The 24,858-nt window shown below is 72.2% G+C and carries 29 protein-coding genes and 2 pseudogenes; 11 read left to right on the forward strand and 20 right to left on the reverse strand.

Translation table 11 applies throughout. The features are described from left to right. The first annotated feature begins 21 nt into the window (after positions 1 to 21). Positions 22 to 198, forward strand: coding sequence for a hypothetical protein (locus ACTMTF_RS05170; protein ID WP_441109467.1), 177 nt, complete (start codon positions 22 to 24; stop codon positions 196 to 198). Positions 199 to 220: 22 nt separating this feature from the next. Here the strand turns inward: ACTMTF_RS05170 and ACTMTF_RS05175 are convergent, their stop codons facing one another. Beyond that, positions 221 to 649, reverse strand: a complete 429-nt coding sequence (locus ACTMTF_RS05175) for a type II toxin-antitoxin system PemK/MazF family toxin (RefSeq protein WP_441109468.1) — start codon at positions 647 to 649, stop codon at positions 221 to 223. Between the two features lie 185 nt (positions 650 to 834). Further along, positions 835 to 1,578, reverse strand: coding sequence for an SDR family oxidoreductase (locus ACTMTF_RS05180; protein ID WP_441109469.1), 744 nt, complete (start codon positions 1,576 to 1,578; stop codon positions 835 to 837). A gap of 173 nt (positions 1,579 to 1,751) precedes the next feature. Here ACTMTF_RS05180 and ACTMTF_RS05185 point away from each other — a divergent pair, with 173 nt between their 5' ends. Next, positions 1,752 to 2,654 carry a LysR substrate-binding domain-containing protein gene (locus tag ACTMTF_RS05185; protein ID WP_441109470.1) on the forward strand — a complete coding sequence of 301 codons (903 nt, stop codon included), beginning with the start codon at positions 1,752 to 1,754 and terminating at the stop codon, positions 2,652 to 2,654. 341 nt (positions 2,655 to 2,995) lie between these two features. Here the strand turns inward: ACTMTF_RS05185 and ACTMTF_RS05190 are convergent, their stop codons facing one another. After that, positions 2,996 to 3,127 (reverse strand): hypothetical protein, encoded by a 132-nt coding sequence (locus ACTMTF_RS05190; protein ID WP_441109471.1) that lies wholly within the window; start codon positions 3,125 to 3,127, stop codon positions 2,996 to 2,998. Here ACTMTF_RS05190 and ACTMTF_RS05195 point away from each other — a divergent pair. Next, positions 3,126 to 3,965, forward strand: coding sequence for a LysR family transcriptional regulator (locus tag ACTMTF_RS05195; protein ID WP_441109472.1), 840 nt, complete (start codon positions 3,126 to 3,128; stop codon positions 3,963 to 3,965). The two genes, ACTMTF_RS05190 and ACTMTF_RS05195, sit on opposite strands and share 2 nt — an antisense overlap. Positions 3,966 to 4,305: 340 nt before the next feature. Here ACTMTF_RS05195 and ACTMTF_RS05200 read toward each other — a convergent pair whose 3' ends face one another. Then, on the reverse strand, positions 4,306 to 5,142 hold the full coding sequence (locus ACTMTF_RS05200; protein WP_441109473.1) for a helix-turn-helix transcriptional regulator: 837 nt from the start codon (positions 5,140 to 5,142) through the stop codon (positions 4,306 to 4,308). Positions 5,143 to 5,374: 232 nt separating this feature from the next. On the opposite strand from ACTMTF_RS05200, the gene ACTMTF_RS05205 reads away from it, so the two are divergent. Beyond that, positions 5,375 to 5,728 (forward strand): VOC family protein, encoded by a 354-nt coding sequence (locus tag ACTMTF_RS05205; protein ID WP_441109474.1) that lies wholly within the window; start codon positions 5,375 to 5,377, stop codon positions 5,726 to 5,728. 40 nt (positions 5,729 to 5,768) lie between these two features. Here ACTMTF_RS05205 and ACTMTF_RS05210 read toward each other — a convergent pair whose 3' ends face one another. Then, on the reverse strand, positions 5,769 to 6,137 hold the full coding sequence (locus tag ACTMTF_RS05210; RefSeq protein ID WP_441109475.1) for a hypothetical protein: 369 nt from the start codon (positions 6,135 to 6,137) through the stop codon (positions 5,769 to 5,771). Here ACTMTF_RS05210 and ACTMTF_RS05215 point away from each other — a divergent pair. The 3 genes and pseudogenes from ACTMTF_RS05215 to ACTMTF_RS05225 all read left to right on the forward strand — a co-directional run. Next, positions 6,064 to 6,297 (forward strand): annotated as a pseudogene (locus ACTMTF_RS05215) (aldehyde dehydrogenase family protein); the annotation flags it as partial. The gene ACTMTF_RS05210 and the pseudogene ACTMTF_RS05215 overlap by 74 nt on opposite strands. Before the next feature lie 73 nt (positions 6,298 to 6,370). Continuing rightward, positions 6,371 to 6,736 (forward strand): annotated as a pseudogene (locus ACTMTF_RS05220) (aldehyde dehydrogenase family protein); the annotation flags it as partial. A 36-nt stretch (positions 6,737 to 6,772) separates the two neighbouring features. Next, positions 6,773 to 7,531, forward strand: coding sequence for a thioesterase family protein (locus tag ACTMTF_RS05225; RefSeq protein WP_441109476.1), 759 nt, complete (start codon positions 6,773 to 6,775; stop codon positions 7,529 to 7,531). Here the strand turns inward: ACTMTF_RS05225 and gndA are convergent. Then, positions 7,528 to 8,952 carry an NADP-dependent phosphogluconate dehydrogenase gene (gndA, locus tag ACTMTF_RS05230; protein WP_441109477.1) on the reverse strand — a complete coding sequence of 475 codons (1,425 nt, stop codon included), beginning with the start codon at positions 8,950 to 8,952 and terminating at the stop codon, positions 7,528 to 7,530. The two genes, ACTMTF_RS05225 and gndA, sit on opposite strands and share 4 nt — an antisense overlap. Positions 8,953 to 9,012: 60 nt before the next feature. Further along, on the reverse strand, positions 9,013 to 9,705 hold the full coding sequence (locus ACTMTF_RS05235) for an HAD family hydrolase (protein WP_396999587.1): 693 nt from the start codon (positions 9,703 to 9,705) through the stop codon (positions 9,013 to 9,015). A gap of 23 nt (positions 9,706 to 9,728) precedes the next feature. Here ACTMTF_RS05235 and ACTMTF_RS05240 point away from each other — a divergent pair, with 23 nt between their 5' ends. Further along, complete coding sequence (locus tag ACTMTF_RS05240; RefSeq protein WP_441109478.1) at positions 9,729 to 10,370, forward strand: SDR family oxidoreductase; 642 nt, start codon at positions 9,729 to 9,731, stop codon at positions 10,368 to 10,370. 98 nt (positions 10,371 to 10,468) lie between these two features. Then, positions 10,469 to 12,967 carry an ATP-dependent Clp protease ATP-binding subunit gene (locus ACTMTF_RS05245; RefSeq protein ID WP_441109825.1) on the forward strand — a complete coding sequence of 833 codons (2,499 nt, stop codon included), beginning with the start codon at positions 10,469 to 10,471 and terminating at the stop codon, positions 12,965 to 12,967. 3 nt (positions 12,968 to 12,970) lie between these two features. Here ACTMTF_RS05245 and ptsP read toward each other — a convergent pair whose 3' ends face one another. The 8 genes from ptsP to ACTMTF_RS05285 all read right to left on the reverse strand — a co-directional run bounded on the left by ptsP (position 12,971) and on the right by ACTMTF_RS05285 (position 19,814). Next, positions 12,971 to 14,629, reverse strand: coding sequence for a phosphoenolpyruvate--protein phosphotransferase (ptsP, locus tag ACTMTF_RS05250; protein ID WP_441109479.1), 1,659 nt, complete (start codon positions 14,627 to 14,629; stop codon positions 12,971 to 12,973). Continuing rightward, positions 14,622 to 14,906, reverse strand: coding sequence for an HPr family phosphocarrier protein (locus ACTMTF_RS05255; protein WP_396999581.1), 285 nt, complete (start codon positions 14,904 to 14,906; stop codon positions 14,622 to 14,624). The genes ptsP and ACTMTF_RS05255 overlap by 8 nt, the downstream gene beginning before the upstream one ends. 10 nt (positions 14,907 to 14,916) lie before the next feature. Continuing rightward, positions 14,917 to 15,921: a zinc-dependent dehydrogenase gene (locus tag ACTMTF_RS05260; protein WP_396999579.1), complete on the reverse strand. Its 1,005-nt coding sequence runs from the start codon at positions 15,919 to 15,921 to the stop codon at positions 14,917 to 14,919. Beyond that, a complete protein-coding gene (locus ACTMTF_RS05265) occupies positions 15,918 to 16,346 on the reverse strand; it encodes a PTS sugar transporter subunit IIA (protein WP_441109480.1) in 429 nt (142 codons plus the stop codon). The genes ACTMTF_RS05260 and ACTMTF_RS05265 overlap by 4 nt, the downstream gene beginning before the upstream one ends. After that, positions 16,339 to 16,647, reverse strand: coding sequence for a PTS lactose transporter subunit IIB (locus ACTMTF_RS05270; RefSeq protein WP_441109481.1), 309 nt, complete (start codon positions 16,645 to 16,647; stop codon positions 16,339 to 16,341). Before ACTMTF_RS05270 ends, ACTMTF_RS05265 begins: the two co-directional genes overlap by 8 nt. 3 nt (positions 16,648 to 16,650) lie before the next feature. Next, a complete protein-coding gene (locus tag ACTMTF_RS05275) occupies positions 16,651 to 17,904 on the reverse strand; it encodes a PTS transporter subunit EIIC (protein WP_441109482.1) in 1,254 nt (417 codons plus the stop codon). 43 nt (positions 17,905 to 17,947) lie between these two features. Continuing rightward, positions 17,948 to 18,991, reverse strand: coding sequence for a 1-phosphofructokinase (gene pfkB, locus ACTMTF_RS05280; protein WP_441109483.1), 1,044 nt, complete (start codon positions 18,989 to 18,991; stop codon positions 17,948 to 17,950). Between the two features lie 61 nt (positions 18,992 to 19,052). Continuing rightward, on the reverse strand, positions 19,053 to 19,814 hold the full coding sequence (locus ACTMTF_RS05285) for a DeoR/GlpR family DNA-binding transcription regulator (RefSeq protein WP_441109484.1): 762 nt from the start codon (positions 19,812 to 19,814) through the stop codon (positions 19,053 to 19,055). An 87-nt stretch (positions 19,815 to 19,901) separates the two neighbouring features. On the opposite strand from ACTMTF_RS05285, the gene ACTMTF_RS05290 reads away from it, so the two are divergent. Further along, positions 19,902 to 20,825, forward strand: a complete 924-nt coding sequence (locus ACTMTF_RS05290; protein ID WP_441109485.1) for a hypothetical protein — start codon at positions 19,902 to 19,904, stop codon at positions 20,823 to 20,825. A 21-nt stretch (positions 20,826 to 20,846) separates the two neighbouring features. On the opposite strand, the gene ACTMTF_RS05295 is transcribed toward ACTMTF_RS05290, so the two are convergent. From ACTMTF_RS05295 to ACTMTF_RS05305, 3 genes are read right to left on the reverse strand one after another with little or no spacing between them, the layout of a single operon-like run. Next, the gene (locus ACTMTF_RS05295) at positions 20,847 to 21,539 is read right to left on the reverse strand and encodes a B3/4 domain-containing protein (protein ID WP_396999566.1); all 693 of its coding nucleotides are present in this window, start codon (positions 21,537 to 21,539) and stop codon (positions 20,847 to 20,849) included. 32 nt (positions 21,540 to 21,571) lie between these two features. Then, positions 21,572 to 21,919 carry an MmcQ/YjbR family DNA-binding protein gene (locus ACTMTF_RS05300; RefSeq protein WP_396999564.1) on the reverse strand — a complete coding sequence of 116 codons (348 nt, stop codon included), beginning with the start codon at positions 21,917 to 21,919 and terminating at the stop codon, positions 21,572 to 21,574. A 9-nt stretch (positions 21,920 to 21,928) separates the two neighbouring features. After that, positions 21,929 to 22,345: a CBS domain-containing protein gene (locus tag ACTMTF_RS05305; protein WP_441109486.1), complete on the reverse strand. Its 417-nt coding sequence runs from the start codon at positions 22,343 to 22,345 to the stop codon at positions 21,929 to 21,931. A gap of 146 nt (positions 22,346 to 22,491) precedes the next feature. On the opposite strand from ACTMTF_RS05305, the gene ACTMTF_RS05310 reads away from it, so the two are divergent. Continuing rightward, the gene (locus ACTMTF_RS05310) at positions 22,492 to 23,286 is read left to right on the forward strand and encodes a class I SAM-dependent methyltransferase (RefSeq protein WP_441109487.1); all 795 of its coding nucleotides are present in this window, start codon (positions 22,492 to 22,494) and stop codon (positions 23,284 to 23,286) included. 4 nt (positions 23,287 to 23,290) lie between these two features. On the opposite strand, the gene ACTMTF_RS05315 is transcribed toward ACTMTF_RS05310, so the two are convergent. Then, positions 23,291 to 23,815 (reverse strand): hypothetical protein, encoded by a 525-nt coding sequence (locus ACTMTF_RS05315; protein WP_441109488.1) that lies wholly within the window; start codon positions 23,813 to 23,815, stop codon positions 23,291 to 23,293. A gap of 11 nt (positions 23,816 to 23,826) precedes the next feature. Beyond that, positions 23,827 to 24,807, reverse strand: a complete 981-nt coding sequence (locus ACTMTF_RS05320) for a hypothetical protein (protein WP_441109489.1) — start codon at positions 24,805 to 24,807, stop codon at positions 23,827 to 23,829. Positions 24,808 to 24,858: the final 51 nt, after the last annotated feature.

Raw genomic sequence — 24,858 nt, forward strand, 5'->3', positions numbered from 1 at the left:
CAGCCGGGTCGACGTCAGAGGATGACGGGTGTACTCATCGCAACGCTGGTCGCCATGGGCCGGGAATACGGATGGCTGTATGACAGGCTGATCGGGCTCGGCCGGGACGTTCTGGTGATCGATAGGGGCACGGGTGAGCCGGGCGTGTCGTACCCGGTGAACGCGCCCGACGACCGGGCCGCGGCGACCCGATCGTGACTCCTGCCGTGGTGCCGGCGGGTCAGCGTCCGGCGGACCAGTCGTAGAGCTTCATGAGGCGGGCCGCGACCCGCGCGAACTGGTCGGCGTCCATGACGGCTCCCTCGCGCCGGATGTCGTCCTCGTTCAGCACGAACACTCGATCCAGCCGCAGGTAGGACACCTTCCCGTCGCGCCCCCACGCGCCGACGCTCATCCAGTCGGGCGCGTCGTCGCCCCGGCTGGACAGCATCATGCCCAAGAGCCCGCGCCCGCTACGGCCCACGACGAGCAGCGGCCGGTCCTTGCCGCGCGCCGGATCCTCCTCGTACGGCACCCACGCCCACACGATCTCACCGGGATCGGCGAGACCGTCGAGGTCGGGAGAGTAGGACAGCGTCGCCACCTGAGCCGACGACACCTCACGCACGGCGCCCCTGACAGGCCGGGGGTCTTCACCTGAATCTCGCACCGTCGGATCCTACGGAACCCACCGGATCCCCGCCAGTCGGGGCATTCGGATCCCTTGTCGACGCCGGACCGGCCGCTGGGCAAGCTGTGGGCCAAGCGGGCCGCCGGCTCGAAGAACTTCAGCATCAGACTGACGCCTGTTCCTACCCCGCTGAGGACGCTGCGGCCCCGGCGTGGGGTGCGTCCCTATACTCCGATCCCGCCTCCGCCGCCGACGATGATGTTCTCGCCGGTGATGTAACCGGCTGCGGTCGAGGCGAGGAACGCCACCACTTCGGCGATCTCCTCGCTGGTCCCCAATCTGCCGAGGGGGACCCGGGAGGCCGTGGCGTTGGCGGTCGCTTCGATCGCTTCGGGCGGGAGCCCGCCTTTGGCCCAGATCCCGGTGTCGACGGCGCCGGGGCTGACGGCGTTGACCCGGATGCGCCGGGGCGCCAGCTCGACCGCGAGCGAGGGTACGAGAGACAGCAGGGCGCCTCTGGTGGCGGAGGTGACCGACCCGCCGGATATCCCGCGAATGGCGCCGATCCCGACGGTGAAGATGACCGAACCTCCGTCGCTGAGCAAGGGGAGGGTCTTCTGGAGGGTGAAGAACTGGCCTTTGAAGTTCACGTTGACCAGGTCGTCGAAGGTGGCTTCGTCAAACGCCGCGACCGGTCGTCCCCGGACGATCCCCGCGTTGAGGAACAGCACGTCCAGAGCGCCGAAGCGCTCCCGGATCTCCTCGGTGACGCGGTCGGTGTCGGTCAGGGACCTGGCGTCGGCGCGGAGCACGACGATCTCTTCCGGGAGTGCCTTCTCGGCTGCGGCGATGGTGTCGGGATTCTGCCCGGTGACGATCACCCGGTATCCGCGGGCATGCAGCAGCTCGGCGGTGGCCTTGCCGATTCCGCTGGTTCCGCCGGTGATCAGGGCTGTAGGTGCGGACATGGTGCACTCCATCTGTGATGAGCGGCCCGGCTGCGGCACCACGATGGTGTCCGGCCGCTGACCCAGTCTGTGGCGGCAGAGCACTCAAGATCCAATGAATGTTTCGTATCGCGTCATACGATTCGCGTATCACCGCACGTCATGATGGCCATCGCGCGAGCTACGCTGCGGGTATGCCCGACTCGCCACCGCCTTCGGTGAACCTCGACCTCCGACTGGTGCACTGCTTCACCGTCGTCGCCGAGCACCGGCACTTCGGCCGTGCCGCCGCCGCCCTCCACACCACCCAGCCGTCCCTGAGCCGGCAGATCCACCGCCTCGAACAGCAACTGGGCGTCCGCCTGCTCGACCGCACCCCCCAGGGCACCGAGCTCGCCGAAGCCGGTGAAGTCTTCCTGCCGCTCGCCAGGACGCTGCTGCAGTCGGCCACCCAGGCCGTGGCGCGGACGAGGGCCGCCGCCCGGCCCACCCGGATCACCATCGGCTACACCACGAACCTCATCATCACCCCGGCCGTGCGTGAGTTGCGCCACCGGCACCCGGACGCCGACGTACGCACCGCGTACCTGGCATGGGACGAGGCGCGAGCGGCGCTGCTCGATCACCGGGTGGACGCGTTGGTGGCCCGGCTGCCGTTCCCGACCGACCGACTGCACGTGACGGTCCTGTACGACGAACCCCGCGTGCTCGTGGTGCCCCTCGATCACCGCCTGGCCGGCAAGGAATCCGTCACCCTTGACGACATCGCGGACGAACCTCTGCCCCGGGTGTCGGACCCGGACTGGAACGCCTTCTGGCGCATCGACCCCCGGCCCGACGGAAGCCGCGCACCCGACGGCCCCCTCATCGAAGCCGTCGAGGACAAGGCGGAGCTCATCGCCACAGGGCAGGCCGCCGCGATCATCCCGGCCGGCGAGCACACCAGCCGGCTGCGCCCCGACCTCACCACGATCCCCCTGGAGGGCGTCGAGCCCAGCCAGGTCGTGCTGGCCACCCGCGCCGGCGACCGCGACCGCCTCGTGACGGCCTTCCGCAAACTCGCGGGAGCCCATCTCACAGGCACCGCGGCACGCTAGTGGTCCGGCTCGCAGCCTTGGCCGGGTGACGTACGCGTGCAACGAGCGGGGATTTCGACGCGCCGGACCCGCAATGGAGCGGGGGACGCCGGAGGGCGATCAGTGAGCGGGTGCGTGGGCACATCCGCCTGATCGCCCGGACATTCCCCGCAGAGTTGGGGTATCACGGGCATCGCCACCTGGAGCCTGTCCAGGCTCGCCGGGCCATCTCGTCGACTGCCGCGTCGTGCCCACGATCAGCCGGGAGCCCTTACGGCGCACGACAGCGATCTTCGCGGGGCGTACGTGGGGCTGAAGGGCGGCCGCGGTCTGATCGACGAGGAACGCAGCCGAAGGTCAGGTCACCAGGGTACGACCCCGTTGTCGTCGAACAGCTGGCCGGTCGGGCCGTCGTCCGACAGGGTCGCCAGCCGGATGGCGATCGCCGCGCCCTGCTCGGGGGTCCGGTCCCGCTGAATCCAGCCTGGGCTCATGGAAATACGCGAGCTGCGGTACTTCGTCGCCGTCGCCGAGGAGCTGCACTTCGGCAAGGCTGCCCAGCGCCTCGGGATAGCCCAGCCGCCCCTGTCCCGCACGATCATCCAGCTCGAACGGCGGCTCGGAATCGCACTGCTGGAACGCAACAGCCGCAAGGTCACGCTCACCGAGGCCGGAGGCGTGCTGCTGGCCGAAGGGCGCGCGATCCTCAGCGCAGTGACCGCAGCTGAGCGGCGTACCCAACGGGCCGCGGCAGCACACCCCAGCCTCGTCCTCGCCGTCAAATCCGGCACCGCCGGCGAGCTGCTGACGAAACTGCTCGACGCCTACGCCGCGGAACCCGGCGCGGCCACCGTCGAGCTGCTGCTCTGCGAGGCACACCAGCACCAGCAGCTGCTGCAGGACGGACAAGCCGACGTGGCTCTGCTACACCTGCCCTTCGACTCAGCAGCCGGGCTCGACACCGAAACCCTGTACACCGAGGGACAGGTCGCGGTCCTGCCGGCCTCACACCCGCTCGCCGGCCGCTCCCAGGTCCGGATGGCAGACGTCACCACACTGCCGAAGCTCCCGATGGCCCGCTGGCCCGGTCCCGGCGGCAGCTACCCAGAAGGGCCGGGCGCAGAGGTACGGAACCTGACACAGCTCTTCCAGCTGATCGCGCTCGGCCGTACCACTGTGGTCATTCCCGAGTCAGCCGGCGCCGACCTGCGCCGGGACCTCGCCGCCGTGCCGGTCCTGGACGCCCCGCCCGTGACAACGGTGATCGCCTGGCCGCCGCACAGCCGCCTTCGTGCGGTTGCTGACCTGATCCGCGTTGCGACACGTCTTTGACTTCGCTTGGGAGGGCGGCCACCCAACCTCAGCCCCGATCAAGCAACCGTCAGCTCAACGCTCTTGCATCAGCGAGGTAGTCCCTGAACGTCTGCCCCTGGGCGGACGGATATCAGCACCACGATCGCCCGCCGCAGCCGGGCCGGATCCTTCGATGTCCGGCTGAGAATGCGGCGAATGCGGTACATCGGCCGGCCGAGCCCCGGCCTGCACGCCGCGCTCGCTGCGATGGGCGGCTGCGCCGCTGTGCCGCCGAGACAGGCCGCTGTGCTGACGTGTCGTCGTGCCGCCGCGTCGGCATGGTCGACGTGATCCGGGCGGGGCGGTTGGCAGCTTAGCGTCAGGGGTGGGGCGGGGAGGGGTGGGTCAGGAGGTGGCGGAGGGCCTTGGGGGTGTGGCCGACGTGGCGGCGGATGGTGCGGGTGAGGTGGGCCTGGTCGGCGAAGCCGAGGTCGGTGGCCAGGGTGGCGAGGCTGGGCTCGCCCTGCTGCAAGCGGTCGAGGGCGGTGCTGACTCGTACGCGGTTGCGGTAGTGCGTGAGTGAGACGCCGAGCTCGCGGGTGAAGGCCCTGCTCAGCTGGTAGGGGGACACGGTCAGGAGCTCGGCGAGCGGCACCAGGCCGTCGGCCGCGGGGTGGCCGGCGGTGATGGCCTCGCGGGCGGCCTCCACGATGGCGGCCGCGCGCCCTGACGGCGGGGATCTTCGGGGGGTGGCGGGGGTCGGGGTCGTCGCCACCTGGCTCAGGGTGGTGGAGACGAGCGGCAGCAGGGCCTCGGCAAGCTCGAAGGCGGGGTCGCCGGCTCGGGCGGCGGACAGCACGCGCCGGTGCGCCAGCTCCAGGCGGGCGTCCACGTAGACGGTGGAGCGGGCCGGCCGGGTGTCGTCGCCGGCCAGGGTGCGCCACAGGCTGGGGGACAGGTAGAGGGCGGTGCACTCGTCGCCGCCCGCCGGGTGGGCGAAGCGCTCCTCCTCGCCGGGGGTGGCCAGATAGGCGAGGGTGGGGTCGACCACGGCGCTGTGGCCGTCGGACCCACGGCGGAACCTGCCGCGCCGGACCAGCACCATCCGGTGGCCGGAGCTCACCTCGGGCGCCGACCATCGCGGATGATCGTCCAGGCAGGTCACCGCGTCCAAGACGAATCCCGGCCCGGCCCCCAGTCTTCGAGCCGAACGCATGGCCCCAACGCTATGCCGCGCCTACGACAATTTCCCGTGCCGTACTCGCAGGCACCCAAGGACGAGAAGCGGGCGGCATGACAGGCACTCACGTCCAGGAAGAGGACGGATCCGATGGGACCGTGAGCCGGTTCGCGCGGTCGCACCCGGTGCGACCGCAGACTTCGGTGCGCGCCGGAAGGGTGCAAGGATGTTCAAGACCCGGCCTGTCCTCTCCGGGCACGCTGAGCTCATGACCATTACCGCTATTTCTTCCATCGTGTTCGACTGCGCCGCGCCCGGCGCGCTGGCTGAGTTCTACGCCAAGGCCACGGGCTGGGCGGTGTCGCACGCCGACGCCGACTCCGCCGGTGTCGACGGTGGCGCCGTTCAGCTGTCCTTCCAGCGGATCGACGGCTATCAGGGGCCGGGGTGGGCGAATGACGCCAAGCACCTCCACCTCGACCTGCTCGTCGCGGACGTCGAAGCCGCCACCCGGGAGCTGGCCGGGCTGGGCGCGACGGTGCCGGACTTCCAGCCGGGCGGCGACGGGTGGACCGTGCTCGTCGACCCCGAGGGCCACCCGTTCTGCATCTCGGCGGCCTAGAAACTCCGGCGATCGCCTCGTACGACATCGTGCGGGCGGGTCACGGCGCCGACGGGACGCCGATCGCGTCGGCCCACGCGTGGATCGACCCGTCGTAGCCGGTGAAGTGCCCGCGCTGGATGACGCCGGCCGGGTCGATGCGGCGGGACCCGGAGAGCCCGAACCGGCCCAGCAGATCGACGACGAGCGGGCGCGCCGTCGCCGCAAGGCCAGGCGACAGGCACGTGACCGGGTCGGCGGAGCGGCGAGCGGAGGCGATCCCGGTGACCTGGCGGTCTCCCGCCCGCGCGGGCGTCCTGCAGGCCGTCGTCGACGGGGCGACGGCGTCGGACATCATCGAGGACAGGCGGGTCGCCGCCGTCACCTTCACCGGCAGCGACCGCGTGGGCGCGCTCGTCGCCGCGCTCAAGAAGTGCGTGCTGGAGCTCGGCGGATCCGACCCGTTCATCGTCCTGGCCGACGCCGACATCCCCGCCGCTGCCGCCGCCGCGGTGCGATCCCGATTCCTCAACAACGGGCAGAGCTGTATCGCGGCCAAACGGATCCTCGTCCACCGCGACGTGCGTGACGCGTTCGTGGACGCCCTGGCGCCGCGGGTCCGCGCGTTGAGAGTCGGCCACCCAGGCCGGCGCGCCCGAGTCCGCCCGCGGGGCGTGGTTCGCGCCGTCGATCGTCGAAGTCGACGGGTCCGGCTCGGTCCTCCTCTCCGACGAGACGTTCGGGCCGCTCGGCGCGCTCACCACCGGCGCGGACGACGACGAGCTCATCGCCATCGCCAACTCTTCGCGGTACGGGCTCAGCGGCAGCCTGTGGAGCATGGATCACGAGCACGCCGCGGCCGTGAGCGCCCGGATCCAGGCCGGAGCGGTCTTCGTCAACGTGATCTCCGCGACCGATCCGCGCCTGCCTACGGGCGGCATCAAGGCGAGCGGCCACGGACGCGAGCTCGGCAGGTGGGGCGTGTACGAACTGGCCAACCTCCAGGCGCTCCGCGTCCATACGACGTGAGGGCCGCCGGCCGGCTCTGCTCTAGAATCCGATTCTGTGACGTCAGCGTTCTTCACGCGCGGCCCGGCGGGGTTCGTCCCCGCCCCGCACGCCCGCAGCCCCTGGTCCCCCGGCATGCTCCACGGCCGCCTCATCGGCGGGCTCGCCGCCCGCGCCATCGAGGAGGAGTACGGCGACCCGGAGATGCACTTCGCCCGGCTCACCGTCGACCTGTTCCGCAACAGCCCGATGCTGCCGATCACCGTCGAGGTGGACCTGGTCAGGGACGGGCGCCGGATCCGGGTGGCCGACGCCGTGCTCCGCACCGAGCAGGGCGTCATCGGCCGGGCGGGCGCCGTACTGCTCAGGAAGGGCGAGCAGCCCGCCGGCGACCGGCCGGTCACCCCGGCGTGGGGGGAGAGCCCGCCCGACGGGCCGCCACCGGAGCACGCCGGCGGCTGGACGCCGCCGTTCGACCTGTGGCCGCTGTCGGCGTGGAACGGGCCGGGACGCCGGCGGATCTGGACACGGGAGAACCGCCCGCTCGTCGAGGAAGAGGAGCTCTCCCCGTTCGTGCGGGCGGCGCTGGCCGCCGACTTCGCCAGCCCGCTCAGCGGCATGGACAGCGGCGGGCTGCAGTTCATCAACGCCGACTACACGCTCAACCTGGCCCGCCTGCCGGAGGGCGAGGTGATCGGCATGGACGCCACCGGTCACCTCAGCGCCGAGGGGGTCGCGGCCGGGCAGTGCACCGTGCACGACGCGGCCGGACCGATCGGCTACTGCCTCGTCACCGCCGTCGCCAACCCGAGCTAGGCCGGCCGCTCGGCGCGGTCGCCCGACCAGTCGGTGTGGAAGGCGCCCTCCTTGTCCACCCGGTGGTAGGTGTGCGCGCCGAAGTAGTCGCGCAGCCCCTGCACCAGCGAGGCGGGCAGCCGGTCACGCCGCAGCCCGTCGTAGTAGGCCAGCGCAGAGGAGAAGCCGGGGGTCGGCACCCCGATCCGCACCGCCGTGGTCACCACCCGGCGCCAGGACTCCTGCGCCAGGTTGAGCGCGCCCGCGAACGTCGGGTCCGCCAGCAGCGTCGGCAGGTTCGGGTCGGCGTCATAGGCGGCGCGGATCCGGTCGAGGAACTTGGCCCGGATGATGCAGCCGCCCCGCCAGATGGTGGCCATCGCGCCCAGGTCCACGTCCCAGCCGTACTCCTTGGACGCGGCCGCCATCTGGTCGAAGCCCTGCGCGTAGGCGACGATCTTGGACGCGTACAGCGCCTGCCGCACGTCCTCGACCAGCTCCTTGGCGCCGTCCCCGGACAGCTCGGGGCCCTCCAGCGACCTGGCGGCCCGCCGCTGCTCCGGGTGGCCGGACAGCGCCCTGGCGAACACCGCCTCGGCGATCCCCGTCACCGGCACGCCCAGCTCCAGCGCGCTCTGCACGGTCCAGCGGCCGGTGCCCTTCTGCTCGGCCTGGTCCACCACGACGTCCACGAACGGCCTGCCGGTCTCGGCGTCGACCTGCTCCAGCACCTCGGCGGTGATCTCGATCAGGTAGGAGCCGAGCTCGCCCTCGTTCCACTGCCTGAACACCTCCGCCAGATCGGCGGGCGTGACGCCGAGCGCCTGGCGCAGCAGGTCGTACGACTCCGCGATGAGCTGCATGTCGGAGTATTCGATCCCGTTGTGCACCATCTTCACGAAGTGCCCGGCGCCGTCGGGACCCACGTGCACCGCACAGGGCACGCCGTCCACCTGGGCCGAGATCTTCTGCAGGATCGGGCCGAGCGCCTCCCAGGACTCCTTCGACCCGCCCGGCATGATGCTCGGGCCGTTGAGCGCGCCCTCCTCGCCGCCGGAGATGCCGCTGCCGACGAAGTGGATGCCCCGCTCGCGCAGCGCCGCCTCGCGCCGCCGGGTGTCGGCGAAGTGCGCGTTGCCGCCGTCGACGATCATGTCGCCCGGCTCCATCAGCTCCGCGAGCTGGTCGATCACCGCGTCGGTGCCGCCGCCCGCCTTCACCATGATGATCGCCCGCCGTGGCCGCTTCAGCGAGGCGACGAAGTCCGCCAGCTCGCTCGCGGGCACGAACGTCCCCTCGTCGCCGAACTCCCGCACCAGCTCCTGGGTACGGGTCTCCGAGCGGTTGTGCACGGCCACCGCGTAGCCGTTCCTGGCCAGGTTGCGAGCCAGGTTGCGGCCCATCACGGCCAGGCCGGTGACGCCTATGTCTGCCAAGTCCATGTCAGCTCCTCCATGAGGGATACGGATGCTCCAGCCTGATGGTTCGGCCGGATATTCCCATCAGTCGCTCTGCCGGACACCCAGCTCGTCGAGCCGGTCCAGCATGTCGGCCGGATCGGCGTAGACCCGGAACGCGCCCGCTCGTTCGAGCTCGTCCCGGCCGTAGCCGCCCGACAGCAGCCCGATCCCGAGCGCGCCCGCCCTGCGTGCGGCGAGCAGGTCCCAGATGCTGTCACCCACCACCATGGCATGCGCGGGATCCACCCGCAGGAGGGCGGCGCCGGCGAGGAACAGATCGGGGTCGGGCTTGGCCCGGCGCACCAGGTCGCGGGTCACCATCGGCGCGTCGTCGGGCAGCCCCAGCAGGCCGAGAGCCAGCTTGGCCGTACGCGCGTAACCACTGGTCGCGATCGCCCAGGGAACGCCGCGCGAGGTCAGCTCGCTCAGCAACTCGACCGAGCCGGGCAGCGGCCTGACCGAGTCGGCCTGCTGCTCGTACGCCGTGGCGTGCGCCGACTGCAACTCGTCGATCTGCTGCTGCGTCAGCTTCAGACCGGTCTCACGCAGCAGCGCGTTGACGAACAGGCCGCCGCTCATGCCGATGCGCCGGTGGATCCGCCACACCGACAGGTCGATGCCCAACCCCGACAGCGCCTGCCGCCAGGCGATCACATGCTGGTAGACGCTGTCGATCAAGGTGCCGTCGAGGTCGAAGAGAAACGCCGGAGTGGGTGCTTCAGGGAAGTCGTACATGGCTCCATGACACCATGGCGACCATGAGGATCATCATCGCGGGCGGGCACGGCAAAATAGGGTTGCGCCTGGCGAAGCTGCTCGGAGCGGGCGCGGTGGGCCTGGTACGCAACCCCGCGCACCTCGCCGACGTCGAGGCCACCGGGGCCGAGGCCGTGCTCTGCGACCTGGAGAAGGCGAGCGTGGAGGAGGTCGCCGAGATCCTGCGCGGCGCCGACGCGGTCGTCTTCGCCGCCGGAGCCGGTCCGGGCAGCGGCGTCGCCCGCAAGGACACCGTCGACCGGGCGGCCTCCGTCCTGCTGGCCGACGCGGCCGAGCGGGCGGGTGTGCGGACCTTCGTGCAGATCTCCGCCATGGGCACGGGCAAGGCGCCGAGCCCCGGGACCGACGCGGTGTGGGCCGCCTACCTCAGGGCCAAGACCGAGGCCGAGGAGGACCTGCGCAGCCGCGACCTGGACTGGACGATCCTGCGGCCTGGCCGGCTCACCGACGAGCCGGGGATCGGTCTGGTGCGGCTGGCGCCCGAGGTGCCACCGGGCTCGGTGCCGCGCGACGACGTCGCCGCCGTCATCGCCGCGCTGCTCCGGGCCCCGGACACCGGCCGCCGCACCCTGGAGCTCGTCACCGGCGACACCCCCATCAGCGAGCTCGTCGCGACCCAGTGACCCGCCGGTCCCCAGCCTTTACTGTCAGCTGGCCATAGGTTGCGGCATGCCCGGCAACAGGTCCCTGGAGGTGGGCGAAAGGGGACGTAGTGTCGAACATGCCATTCGGGTCGTTCTTCGGCAGGGACCCGTTCAGAGGATTCGAAGAGCTGACCGGCCGGGTGTTCGGCGACATGGACGCCTGGCCGCCGGCCCGGCCGAGCGTGCAGCGGGTCGACGTCGGCAAGCTGCTGAGCGCCACGGCCAGGGACGTGCTGTCCGGCGCGCTGGAGCACGCCGGCCGGCGCGGGGCCGAGGACCTGGACGTGCTCGACATCCTCGGCGCGCTGACCGAGGCGGAGCCCACGCGTGAGCTGCTGCGCAAGGCGGGCGCGGACGCCGGCCGGCTGCGCGACCGGATCGCCGCGCTCGCCGGGACGGGCCAGGCCGCAGAGCCGCCGAGCACGCTGTCCCCGGCCGCCAAACGGGCCGTCCTGGACGCCCAGCGCGTCGCCAGAGCTTTGGGGTCCTCCTACATCGGCCCCGAGCACCTGCTGCTCGCCGTCGCCGCCAACCCCGAGTCCAACGGCGGGCGCCTCCTGCAGGAGCAGGGCGTGTCCGCCAACGAGGTGCAGCAGGCCATGCTCGCCGAGCCGTCCGGCCCAGGGCAGCCGGCGCCGGACGGCCGGCGATCCGGCGGTGACACACCCTCGCTCGACCAGTACGGCCGGGACCTGACCGAGGAGGCCAGGCAGGGCCGGCTCGATCCGGTCGTCGGCCGCGAGGAGGAGATCGAGCAGTCCATCGAGGTGCTGTCACGCCGTACCAAGAACAACCCCGTGCTCATCGGCGAGCCCGGCGTCGGCAAGACCGCCATCGTCGAGGGCATCGCCCAGCGCATCGTCAACGGCAGCGTCCCCGACACGCTCAAGGACCGGCGGGTGATCGCCCTCGACCTGACCGGGATGGTGGCGGGCACGAAGTACCGGGGCGAGTTCGAGGAGCGCATCAAGCAGGTCATCGACGAGGTGCGGGCGCACGCCGACGAGACCATCGTGTTCATCGACGAGGTGCACACCCTGGTCGGCGCCGGCTCCGCCGAAGGCGGCATGGACGCCGCCAACATCCTCAAACCCGCCCTGGCCCGGGGCGAGCTGCACGTCATCGCCGCCACCACCATCGACGAGTACCGCAAGAACATCGAGAAGGACGCCGCCCTGGAGCGCCGCCTCCAGCCGATCCTGGTCGCCGAGCCGACCGTCGAGGAGACGATCGAGATCCTCGCCGGACTGCGGGACGCGTACGAGGCCCACCACCAGGTGCGCATCACCGACGAGGCGCTCGACGCCGCCGCCACCCTGTCCGCCCGCTACATCGCCGACCGGTTCCTGCCGGACAAGGCCATCGACCTGATCGACCAGGCCTCCGCCCGCGTCCGGCTGCGCTCCCGGACACCCGCCGGTGACGTGCGTGAGCTGGAGGAGCGGCTCGACGCGTTGCGCCGGGACAAGGACCAGGCGATCTCCTCCGACGACTTCGACCGGGCCAAGGAGGTCACCGCGATGATCGACAAGGTCCGGCCGGAGCTCGACCGGGCCAGGCAGGGCCACCACGAGGTGCCGCAGGTGATGGTGGAGGACATCGCCCACGTCGTCTCCCGCCGCACCGGCATCCCGGTCACCCAGCTCACCCAGCAGGAGCGCGAGCGGCTGATGCGGCTGGAGCAGCTCCTGCACGAGCGGGTCATCGGCCAGGACGACGCGGTCGTCGCCATCGCCGAGGCGGTGCGCAGGGCCCGCGCCGGCCTCGGGGACCCGAACCGGCCGATCGGCAGCTTCCTGTTCCTCGGCCCCACGGGCGTCGGCAAGACAGAGCTCGCCAGGGCGCTGGCCGCCGCGCTGTTCGGCGGCGAGGACCACATGGTCCGGATCGACATGAGCGAGTTCCAGGAGCGGCACACCGTCTCCCGGCTCATCGGCGCGCCTCCCGGCTACGTCGGGTACGAGGAGGCCGGGCAGCTCACCGAGGCCGTCCGCCGCCGCCCGCACGGCGTCATCCTGCTCGACGAGGTCGAGAAGGCGCACCCGGACGTGACCAACATCCTGCTGCAGATGCTCGACGCCGGTCGCCTCACCGACGGCCAGGGCCGCACCGTCGACTTCAGCAACGCGATCGTCATCATGACCAGCAACATCGGCGCCCAGCTGATCCTGGACGCGCCCGGTGACGTGCCGCGCGAGCAGCTCATGGACCTGCTGCGCCACTCCCTGCGCCCCGAACTGCTCAACCGTATCGACGAGACCATCGTGTTCGAGCGCCTGGGGCGCGAGCAGCTCCGGCAGATCGTGGACCTGCTGCTGGAGAAGACCAGGCAGCGGCTGCGCGGCCAGAACGTGACGCTGGAGGTGACCGACGCGGCCAAGGACCTGCTGGTGGCGCGCGGTCACCAGCCGGAGTTCGGCGCCCGCCCGCTGCGCCGCACCATCCAGCGTGAGCTGGACAACCGGCTGTCCACGATGCTGCTGACCGGGGAGATCCCCGAGGGCGGCCGGGTGACGGTGGACGTCGAAGGCGGCGAGCTCAGCCTGCGCGCCCACCATCCCCAGCCGGTCGGCTGACGATCAGGCGGTGGCCGTACGGGCGCGTTCCCGGCATTCCGCCAGCGTGTGCCGGGCCAGGGCGTCGCGGACGGCGGGGACGCAGACCGGCGCCATGGACAGGCTGGTGACACCGAGCCCGGCCAGCGCCGGGGCGAGCACCGGGTCGCCGGCCGCCTCCCCGCACACGCCGACCGGTTTGCCCGCCGCGCGCCCCGCCTCGGCGCAGGCGCCGACGAGCCGCAGCAGGGCGGGCTGCGACGGGTCGAGCAGGTCGGCCAGACCGGGATGCTGGCGGTCCGCCGCGAAGGTGTACTGGCTGAGGTCGTTGGTGCCGATGCTGAGGAAGTCGACCTCCTCCAGCAGCCGGTCCGCCTGCAGCGCGGCGGCGGGGACCTCCACCATCACGCCCACCCGGCCGATGCCCCGGGCGCGGGCGCGCCGGGCGAAGTCGGCGGCCTCGGCCGGGGTGGTGACCATGGGCGCCATCACCCACGCGTCCGCGCCGGTCGCGCGGGCCGCCTCGGCGATCGCGTCGAGCTGGGTGTCCAGCACCTCCGGCAGTACGCGATCCACGCGCAGGCCCCGGATGCCGAGCGCCGGATTGTGCTCCGGCGGCAGGCCGAGGAACGGCAGCGGCTTGTCCGTGCCCGCGTCCAGGGTGCGCACGACCACCTGCTCGGCCTGCCTGAACACCTCGGTGTAGGCGGCCACCTGCTCCTCGAACGACGGCGCCTGTTTCCGGTCCAGGAAGAGGAACTCCGTCCTGAACAGGCCGACGCCCTCCGCGCCCGGCCGCAGGTCGGCGGCCGAGCCGATGTTGAGCAGCAGCTTGACCGGGTGGCCGTCGGCGGTCCTGCCCGGCCCGCTGGTGGCGGCCAGCCTCGCCCGCTCCCTGCTCTCCTCGTCCAGGATGCGCGCGGCCTCCGCCTCGGTGACGCCGACGGCGATCTCGCCGCTGACGCCGTTCACGGAGATGTACGTACCGTCCGCCAGCTCGGTGATGCCCGCGCACGCGACCACCGCAGGCAGCCCGCGGCCGCGCGCCAGGATCGCGGTGTGGCTGGTCGGGCCGCCCTTCTCCGTCACCAGCGCCAGCACGTCGGCGCCCAGCCCCGCCGTGTCGGCGGGGGAGAGGTCCTCGGCGACCAGCACGTACGGGTGCCCCGGCGCGGGCAGGCCGGGCATCGGCACGCCCAGCGCGCCGGCCACCGCCCGGTGTTTGAGGTCGTCCAGGTCGGCGGCCCGCTCACCCAGATAGCCGCCGAGCGCCGCCAGCGCCTCCCGATGCCGGTTGAACGCCGCGTCCAGCGCGTGCGCGGCGTCGAGCCCGTCCCGCACGCCCTGCTCGGCCTCCTCCCGCAGCATCGGGTCGTCGGCCATCATGGCCAGCGCGTCCAGGATCTCGGCCGCGTCGTCGCCACCAGAGCCGGACGTACGGTCATGCGCGGCGGCGGAGCGGCGCCGCAGGTCGGCGGCCACCGCCTCCAGGGCCTTGCCCACCACCGCAAGCTCCGCCCCGGCGTCGGCCACGGGCCGCGCCGGGGGCAGCACCGGAGGCCCGGCCATCCGCATCAGCGGCCCGGCGGCCCGGCCGGGGCTGACCCCCAGCCCGGTCAAGCCCCCCGGCGCCGCGGGGGCGTCGGCGGGAGTCCCGGGGGCCGGGACCGCCTCGTCAGGCATCGAGGGCCTCTTCCGCGTCCAGGTCGCGGGAGAGCAGCCCGGCCAGCGCCTCCAGCGCCTCCTCGGCGCCCGGCGCGTCCGACTCCAGGGTCACCTCCGTGCCGTGCACCGCGCCCAGCGACAGCACGCCGAGCATGCTGTTGGCCGGAACCGCCTTGCCGTCACCCACCCGGATCCGCACCGGCACCCCCAGCCGCGCGGCCTCCTGAACGAAGAGCTTGGCAGGGCGGGCGTGCAGCCCGCTGGCCGACGCGACGGCCACCGTCCTTGCTGGCATCGGAACCTCCTCAGGGTTCGATCGTGACCTTGATGGCCGCGCCCCGGCTGACGAGATCGATCCCGTCGAGCACCTGGGACAGCGGGAGCCGGTGCGTGATCAGGTCGGCGACCGGCACGGCGCCCTCCGCGATCAGGCGGAGCGCCTCGGCGTTGTGCGCGGGGCTGGAGCCGTTCGCGCCGACGATGGTCAGCTCCCGGTAGTGCACCAGGTTGGAGTCCAGCCTGATGAACGGGTCGTCCTTGGGCAGGCCGCCGAAGAAGCTGATGCGGCCCTGCCTGGCGGCCATCAGCACCGCCTGCTCCTGCGCCGCGCCGGCCGCCGCCGCGGTGATGACCACGTCGGCGCCGCGCCCGCCGGTCAGCTTGAGCACCTGGTCGACCGGGTCGGTGTCGATGGCGGCGTCCGGGCGTACCAGCTCGGCCGCCATCGCCAGTCGTTCGGCGTTCACGTCCACCAGGAACACGCGGGCCGCGCCGCGCGCCCGCGCCAGCCGGACGTGCAGGCAGCCGATCGGGCCGGCGCCCATCACCACCACGTCGTCACCCTGACCCACCCGGGCCAGCGCCTGCCCGTTGAGCACGCAGGCGAGCGGCTCGGCCACCGACGCCTCGGCGAAGCTCACCCCGGCCGGGATCGTGTTGACCCCGTTCACGGCCAGCACCTTGGCCGGGACGATCATGTACTCGGCGAAGCCGCCGTCGTAGTGGTAGCCCATCGACTCCTGGTTGGGGCAGACGGTCAGCCGTCCCCTGGCGCACTCCGCGCACGTCCCGCACGGGATCGCGGCGATCACCTGCACCCGTTCGCCGGTGCCGACCACCTCGCCGGCGATCTCGTGCCCCATCACGCGGGGCGGCCGGATGTGGTGGTGCCCGAACTTGAAGATCTTCGCGTCGGTCCCGCAGGTCGAGCAGTTGCGCACCCGGATCTTCAGCTCGCCCGGACCCGCCTCGGGCTCCGGGGCGTCCTCCACCCGGATGTCGCCCGGCGCGTGGAATCTGGCGACCTTCACGACGTCAACTCCTTCGTCACCTGATGAACCTCGGTGGCCTCGCGCAGCGTCCGCGCCCTGTCGGGGTCGAGCAGGATCTCCGCCAGCGCGGCCAGCAGCGGCACGTGCCCGTCGTCCTTGGCCGCGATGCCCACGCAGACCGTGACCCGCTCGCCGTCCCAGTCGATCCCGTCGGGGAAGCGCACGACACAGATCGCGTCGCGCTTGACGTCCTCCTTGGAGGCGGCGGTGCCATGCGGGATGGCCACCCCTTCACCGACATAGGTGGAGATGGAACGCTCGCGTTCGAGCATGGCCTCGATGTACGGCTCCGCGACGGCCCCCACGTCGACCAGGGCGCGCCCGCACCGGCGGATGGCCTCCTCCCGGCTGCCCGCGCTCTCGTGCAGCAGCACGCCGCGCGGGTCCAGCAGGTCGTCACGCATCTACGGTGCCACCGTTCTTGATCGTGGCGACCAGCTTGGTCACCGCCGGGTCGCCCAGGAAGATCTGGAACGGCACCAGCACCTTGCCGGGAGCGGAGACCCTGGCCCTGGCGGCGAGCCCGGTGTGGCAGAGCACCACGTCGGCGTCGGCGGGGATGTCGTTGACCGGGGTGTGCTCCACGGTGACGCCGGTGGACTTGAGCTGCTTGCGGAGCTGGGTGGCGAGCATCACGCTGCTGCCCATCCCCGCGTCGCAGGCCACGATGATCTTGTGGATGTCCTTGCTGTCGATGCTGGGCATGACTCACGCCTCCTTGGCGATGGTTCGGGGCTGCGACTGCGGCGTTTGCTCCGGCTTCTGGGCCTCGGCGCGCTGCGGCTCCTGAGCCTCGGCACGGGCGGGCTCGGCCTGCCCGGCCTGCCCGGCCTGCTCAGCGCGCTCGGTGCGCTCGGCGTCCTCGGCCGGCTCCGGCGTGGCGTCGGCCGTCGGGTCGTCGGCCGGGACCTCCTTCTCGCCCCTGCCGAAGCCCATGAGCACCGCCGCGACGATGAAGGTCACGGCCGTGGCGATGAGAATTCCGGCGATCATGCCCAGCCAGCCGCCTCGCGGCGTCACCGCGACGTAGGCGAAGATGCTGCCCGGCGACGGCGTCGCCACCAGGCCCGAGCCGGTGACCATGAAGGTGGCCACGCCGGCCGCGCCGCCCGCGATCATGGCGAGGATCAGACGCGGCTTCATCAGCACGTACGGGAAGTACATCTCGTGGATGCCGCCGAAGAAGTGGATGATCATCGCGGCGGGGGTGCTGGGACGCAGCGCTCGCGGGCCGAAGAACAGGAAGGCCAGCAGCAGGCCGAGGCCGGGGCCGGGGTTCGACTCCAGCATGAACATGATCGACTTGCCGCTCTCCGCCGCCTCGGCGACGCCGATCGGGCCGAACACGCCGTGGTTGATGGCGTTGTTCAGGAACAGCACCTTGGCCGGCTCGATCAGCACGGAGACGAACGGGAGCAGGCCGTTGTCGATCAGCCACCCGACCGCGCCGCTGGCCGCCGTGGTGATGCCCTGGACGATCGGGCCGATGGCGAACATGCCCGCGATGGCCATGACGCCGCCGACGATGCCGGCGGTGAAGTTGTCCACCAGCATCTCGAACCCGGACTTGGTCCGCTCCTCAGTGAACTTGTCCACATATTTCATGACCAGGGCCGCGAGGGGGCCGATGATCATGGCGCCGAGGAACATCGGGATGTCGGCGCCCACCACGACGCCCATGACGGCGACGGCGCCGACCACGGCGCCACGCTGCCCGTGCACCATCCGGCCGCCGGTGTAGGCGATGAGGATGGGCAGCAGCATCTTGATGATCGGGTCCACCATCGCGCCCAGCGTGGCGTTCGGCAGCCAGCCGGTGGGGATGAACAGCGCGGTGATCAGGCCCCAGGCGATGAACGCGCCGATGTTCGGCATGATCATGCCGGCCAGATGGCCGCCGATCCGCTGGATCGTGGCCTTGATGCCGGTCCCTTGGACCGGGGGAGTGTAGGTGTCGGCCATTGGACGTGCTCCTTCGGGGGGTGAGCAGACGCTCCTGAAAAGGTCAGCGGGGCGCCGGTGGGGGATGGTGATCCGGCTCGCCCAGGCCCGCCCCCGGCGGGCCGAGGGGATCCAGGCCGCTGGGACGCGGGTCGGGCGCCTCCGACCAGACGGCGGAGGTGAGCAGCCGGGCCGGGTCGGGCCTGCCGGTGCGGACCCCGTCACGCCTGATGTCGCCCGGCCCCGGCATCCGGCTGCCGGGCAGGCGGACCGCCGCGGCGCCCCAGGCGAGGGCCTCCACCAGGGCTTCCTCGCCGCGCGCGCCCCCGGCGAGGAACCCGGCCAGCATGGCGTCCCCCGCGCCGACCGAGCTGCGGGGCCCGGTCACCGTGGCCTCGCCGTACCAGATGCCCTGGTCCTCGACCAGGACGGCGCCGTCGGCGCCGAGGCTGGCCAGCACGGTGCGCGCGCCGGTGGCGCGGAGCTTGGCCGCGGCCTCCACCACGTCGCCGACGCACAGGATCGGCCTGCCGGTGACGCCGGCGAGCTCCTCCAGGTTGGGCTTGACCAGGGCGGGTCCCGCGCCGAGCGCGCTGGCCAGCGCCGGGCCGCTGGTGTCGACCGCGACGTGGATGCCCGCGCCGGCGAACCTGCGGCAGAGCCTGGCGTAGACGTCTGCGGGCACCTCGGGCGGCAGGCTGCCCGAGGCCACCACCCAGTCGGCCTCGTGCGCCTCGGCCAGCACGGCGTCGGCGATGGTGTCGAGCTCGCCGGTGGACAGCGCGGTGCCGGGCTCGTTGATCTTGGTGACGGTGCCGTCCGGCTCGGCCAGGGTGACGTTGGACCGGGTCCGGCCCGCCACCGGGACGGTGACCATGTCCAGGCCCTGCTGCCGGAGCAGGTGCACGAGCTGCCGGCCCTCGTCGCCGCCGAACGGCACCACCGCCCGCGAGGCGACCGAGTTGGCCAGCAGGGCACGCGAGACGTTGACGCCCTTGCCGCCGGGGTCCAGCCGGGCGGTGGCGGCGCGGATGACGGCGCCCCTGGTCAGCGAGGCGATCTCGATCGTGCGGTCCAGGCTCGGGTTGAGCGTCAGGGTGAGGATCACGGCCGCCGCCCTCCGGTCCTGGCTCCGTACGAGATCCTCGAAGGAGGGGTCGTCGAAGGGATCATGCCCGCACCACCTCCGGGCCGGCCGCCGACAGGTCGGCGGCCAGGGAGAGGTCCAGCCCGGTGTCGGTGATCACGAGGTCGATCTCGCTCAGCGCCGCGAACTGGGCCAGATAGGTGTTGGTGAACTTGGTGTGATCGGCGAGCAGCACGCTGCGCTGGGCGGCGCGCACCATCGCCCGCTTGATCGCCGCCTCGGCCGGGTCGGGCGTGGTCAGCCCCTTCTCCGCCGAGCAGCCGTTGGTCGCCATGAACGCCACGTCGACGTGGAGCTGCGCCAGCGGCAGCAACGCCCAGTCGTCCACCGTCGCCAGCGTCCTGCCGCGGACCCTGCCGCCCAGCATGATGACGGTGAGATTGGCGCGCGCCGCCAGCACGGTGGCCAGCGGCGGCGAGTTCACCACCACGGTGAGCTCGCGGTCGGCGGGCAGCACGCCCACCAGGCGGCCCGTGGTGGTGCCCGCGTCGATGATCACCGACCCGTCCTCGGGCAGCTCCGCGAGCGCCGCCTTGGCGATGCGCTCCTTCTCGGCGGTCAGCACCTCGTCGCGGGTGGCCACGGCGGGCTCGAAGCCGAGCCGCTCCACGGGGATGGCGCCGCCGTGCACCCTGCGCAGCACTCCCGCCCGCTCCAGCGCGGTGAGATCACGGCGGATGGTCTCGGTGGTCACGTCGAGCTCGGCCGCCAGTGACACCACGTCCACGCGGCCCGCTGCACGCGCTCTGCGGAGGATCTCCTGCTGCCGCTCCTCGGCGTACATGATGTTGATTCACCGCCGTTTCCGTTTGGTTTCCTCTGTGTTTAGTACTGTTTCTGTGGTGCGTCAAGACTCTGATAGGTATGTCGGATGCGAATGAAGCCGTGGGCCGCCGTGGCGGCAGCCGTACCCCTCGCAGCAGGCTGCGTCGCGGGCCCCTCAGCGGGCCCAGCGTCCGCGACGACCGGCGCGTCCCCGTTGAGCGCGCCTGCCGCCGACGCCTCTCGTACGGCCAAGCCGCCCCGGGTGCCCGCCGGCACCACGGCCTCGTGGCTCGTCTATGACCGCAAGGCCCGCAAGCTCGTGGCGACCAAGCACGCGCACCGCAGGTTCCGCTCCGCCTCGGTGATCAAGATCCTGATCGCGATCGACTTCCTGGACAAGCGTGCCGCGCTCTCGGCCGCCGACGCCCGGCTGCTCAGGGTCATGCTGCGGGAGAGCGACGACGCCGCCGCGACGGCGTTCTGGAACCGGGGCGGCAAGGGCGCGATCGTCACCAGGATGGCCCGCAAGCTGCGCCTGTCCGACACCGCGCCGCCGCCCGCCACCCACCCGGGGTTCTGGGGCTACGCGTCACTGAGCGCCCACGACATCGTCCGCACCTACCGCTACCTGCTGGACACCGCCGAGCCGCGCGTCCGCGACACCATCCTCGGCCACCTGCGCAAGGCCACCCCGTGCGGCAGCGACGGCTTCGACCAGACCTTCGGCATCCCCCAGGCGGTGCCCGCGCCGCGCGCCGTCAAGCAGGGCTGGTCCGGGTTCGGCACCGTCCCGCCGGTCAAGTGCGACGCCCGCGCCTCGGGCGCGTCGATCTCCACGATCGCGCTGCGATCCGCCGGTTCGGGGATCCCCGACCTCGGACGGCCCGTCCTCTACACGACCGGGCTGGTGGGCAAGGACGAGCGGTACGTCATGGCGCTGCTGACCACCCACCCCGCGGGCAGCACCTGGAGCAGTTCGGTGCGCCGGATCACCACCCTGGCCAAGGGGCTTTACCGCAGCGTCTCCTGAACGCGAAGCCGGCGGCGTGCCTCACCACTCCAGGCGCGGGGAGCGCGGGCTCAGCAGCGCGGTCTCGGGTGCGGCGCCCCAGAGGGCTTTCAGATCGTCGGTGAGAGTGGCCAGCAGGGCGCGGACGTCGTCGGCGGCCGTGGCGTGCAGCGCCTCGGCGACGATCAGCACCGAGCTCGTCGTGTCGCGCACGGCCGACAGGCCGCTCTGCCGGTTGGACCAGCGCCGGGCGTGCGCTCGCCCGGCGGCGTCGGCGAAGATCACCTCGCGGGGCTCCGGATGCTCGATCTGACCGGCGAAGGTGAGATGCTCCTCCTCACCCGAGGCACGCCGGACCTCCAGGAAACCGGTGACCTCCGACAGGTCGAACACGGCCACCGGGATCGCGAACGCGAGCGAGATCGCGTTGCAGACGTCGATCAGCGGATGGATCCGGGGCAGCGTCCCGTCCTTCTTGAAGCGCCGGAGCAGCGATTCGGAGGCGCAGCGGTACTGCGTGGGCTTGAGGCCCATCGCGGCGAAGGTCCGCCGCCAGGCCCGGATCTCCGGCAGCTCCGACTCCGGCCCGCCGGCCAGCCGGGACCTCGCGGTCGCGTGATGGCCGGCGATCCGGGAGCCGGCGGGCGCGTCGCCGGTGATGCCGTCGGCGAGCAGCGCGCCGGCCGCCAGCCCGGGGAAGTCCCGCCAGATGTCGCTGGAATGCTGGAAGTGCATGTGGTCGCTCCGGGCTCGGATGCCTGATCACCCTACCGGGATGCGGCCAGGTAGGCGGCGTAGACCTTCTTCGGCACCACCATCCGCCAGGCCTCCACGACCAGCTCGCGCATCTCCTCCGGGTCCAGGGCGGCCAGCCGCGCCTGCACCCAGTTGAAGCGCAGGTCGGACTCCGGCGGCAGCAGGAACGTGTCCGGCTCGGCGGCGACCAGCGCGGCCCGCTCCTCCTTCGGGAAGGCGAAGCCCATCAGCGTCTCGTCGCGGGAGAACGCGAGGTAGACGATGGCGCCCACGCGGAACTTGACCCGGTCCCGGATCAGGTGCTCCGACGAGCGGGGAAAAGTCGCCGCGAGCCGTCGTACATCGTCGACCGTGACCATGCGGCCAGCCTAACGGTTGCCCTCCGCGGCAGAGATGTCGGCGAGCGCCGAGTTCGGATCGCGCTCCATGGCCAGGTCGCCCAGGCTGAGGATGCCCACCGGGCGGCCGTCCTCCACGACGGGGAGACGGCGCACGTGGTGGGTGCGCATCAGCTTGATGGCCTGGTCGATGCTGGTGTCGGGGCCGACGGCCTCGACACTGGCCGAGCACGCCTCCCGTACCGGCGTGTCGGGGCCCTTGTCGTCGGCGACGCACCGCACCGCGATGTCGCGGTCGGTCACGATGCCCTGCAGGCGGCCGTTGTCGTTGACGAGGATCGCGCCGGTGTCGTTGTCGCGCATGAGCGCGGCGGCCACCTTCACCGGCTGGTCGCCCTCGATGGCCGCGGGGTGGGCGGTCATCACATCTGCCACGGTCCTGGCCATGATGTGCCTCCATTCGTCGCTGTCGCTGGAGCCCTCCTGCTACCCGATATTCCGGCCTCTCACATGTCTCTCATAATGAGACAATCTTTCTTGAATGGCGAGACGGTGTTAGCGTGCCGGTACCCGAACGACATGAGGGAGTCTCGATGGACGCCGTCTACACCCATGGCCACCATGAGTCGGTGCTGCGCTCGCACCGGTGGCGCACCGCCGCCAACTCGGCCGCCTACCTGCTGCCGCACCTCCGGCCGGGGATGAGCCTGCTCGACGTGGGCAGCGGGCCGGGCACCATCACCGCCGACCTGGCGAGGCGGGTGGCGCGGGTCACGGCGTCAGAGGTGAGCGAGCAGGCGCTGGCGCTCGCCAGGGCCGAGGTGGAGTCCGCCGGTGTGGGCAACGTCGACTTCGCCGTCGCGGACGTGCACCACCTGGACTTTCCCGGCGATTCCTTCGACGTCGTGCACGCCCACCAGGTGCTGCAGCACGTCGGCGACCCCGTACAGGCTCTGCGCGAGATGCGGCGGGTGACCAGGCCGGGCGGGCTGGTGGCGGTGCGTGACAGCGACTACGCCGCGTTCGCCTGGCACCCGGCGCTGCCCGAGCTGGAGGAGTGGATGACGCTCTACCAGCGGCTGGCGCGAGGCAACGGCGGCGAGCCGGACGCCGGGCGGCGGCTGCTGTCGTGGGCCCGCGCCGCCGGTTTCGTCGAGGTCACCGCCACCTCGTCCACCTGGTGCTTCGCCACCCCCGAAGACCGGGCCTGGTGGGGCGGCATGTGGGCGGAGCGCATCCTCGCCTCCGCCATGGCGGACCAGGCTCTGGCCACCGGCGCCGCCACCGAGCAGGACCTGCGGCGCATCTCACGGGGATGGCTGGAGTGGGCCGGGGCGGGCGACGGCTGGCTGTCGATCCTGCACGGCGAGATCCTCTGCCGCGCCTGACCGGTCAGAGCCCCAGGGTGGTGGTGCGCTGCCACTGCGGGTCGCGGTAGAGCACCACGTTCGCGGTGGCGTCGAGCAGCTCGTCCGGCGCCGACAGCATCGTGATCTCGCCGTCCTCTTGCATCCGCAGCAGCAGGTCGCGCACCCGGGGGCCGACCGGCAGCCGCCCGCCGGGCAGGCCGAGGCCGTCCCGGACCGTGTCGGCGATCTCCGACAGGTGGAACGGCCCGTCGAAGTCCGCCACCACGCCGCGCACGACGGCCATCGTGATCACCTGCTCGGCCTCGGCGTGCGCGAGCTGCCAGATCATCTGCTCGCGGCGGCGGCCGGTGCCGGCGCAGGCCGTGCACTCGCGCGTCACTCCGGGGACCACCTCCTCCTCGACCGTGCCGAGGCAGGCCGAGCACAACTGCTGCTCGGCCGCGTGCAGCTCGGCGGCCATGCGATGCACCAGCCGCGTGCCGCAGGCGCAGGCGTAGCCGTCGCCGAGGATGGTGCTGGTCTGCCGGGTGATCGTGTGCTTCGTCATCGCGCCAGACTCTACCGGCGCGCGTCGGCCAGGCCGTGCAGGCGGCGCAGCGCCTTACGGGCGGCGGCCGAGACGCGGCTGTCGGGATGGTGGTCGATGAACACCCTGAGCACCAGCTCGGTGCCGGGATGGTCGCCCAGCGCGAGCAGCGCGATGGTGCCCGCCTGCTCCTCCGGGTCCTTGCCGTCGGCGAGCGACTCGATGACCTCGCTCGTCTCGCCGCCGAACTCCAGCAGCGCCGCCGCCATGTCCACCAGCACCCAGGCGATGTCCTCCGGCGCCGGGTCGTGGCCCTCGCGGCCCAGCCGGGCGGCGATCACGGCCCCCACCCTGGGCTCGTCCAGCAGCCCGTCGAGCGCCTTGGCGCCGTCCTCGCCGAACCGCGAGGCCAGCAGCTCGACCCCGACCGCCCGGCCCAGCGGGCTCGCCTTGCCCAGCGCCGCCGCGATCTCGGCCGCCGCCTGCGCGGGCTCCCGGCCCTCCAGCCAGCCCGCCAGCTCCTCCTCACGCTCGGCCTGCGGGTAGGAGCGCAGGCCGTGCAGCAGCGCGGCGGCGTCCTGGCCCGCCAGCGAGCCCATGACGGGCACCTCCTGCCCCGCCGCCTCCGCGAGCACCTGCCTGCCGATCCACCGGCCGAGCGGCGTCAGCTCGTACGGGCCCTTGGCCTCCACCAGGCCGAGGCTGGCGAGCACGTCGGGGGAGTCGTCCTCGGTGGGTTCGCTGCCGAGGAACAGGCGGACCACCTCCAGCAGCAGCGCCTCCTCCGGGGCGAGCAGCGCGCGGCAGACCTCCGACCAGGTCCGCAGGGTCAGCTCGGCCGGTCCGTCGCGCAGCGCGGCGGCCATCTCGGCGTTCGCCCGAGGGTCGCCCGCCTCCTCGCGGCGCAGGATCTCGGCCGCCAGAGGGGTGGCGCGGACGGCGTCGGCCAGCTCGTCGTCCGGCGGCAGCCGGAGCGGCGGCTGGAGGGGAAGCATGTCGTTGTAGGTGCCCACGTTCTTATCCTGTCGGAACTCCCGTCACTTTGGGTTAAAGTCGGCGGGGCC

Origin of the sequence: Nonomuraea sp. ZG12 (genome assembly GCF_052068115.1) — a bacterium.
Lineage (GTDB): Bacteria > Actinomycetota > Actinomycetes > Streptosporangiales > Streptosporangiaceae > Nonomuraea.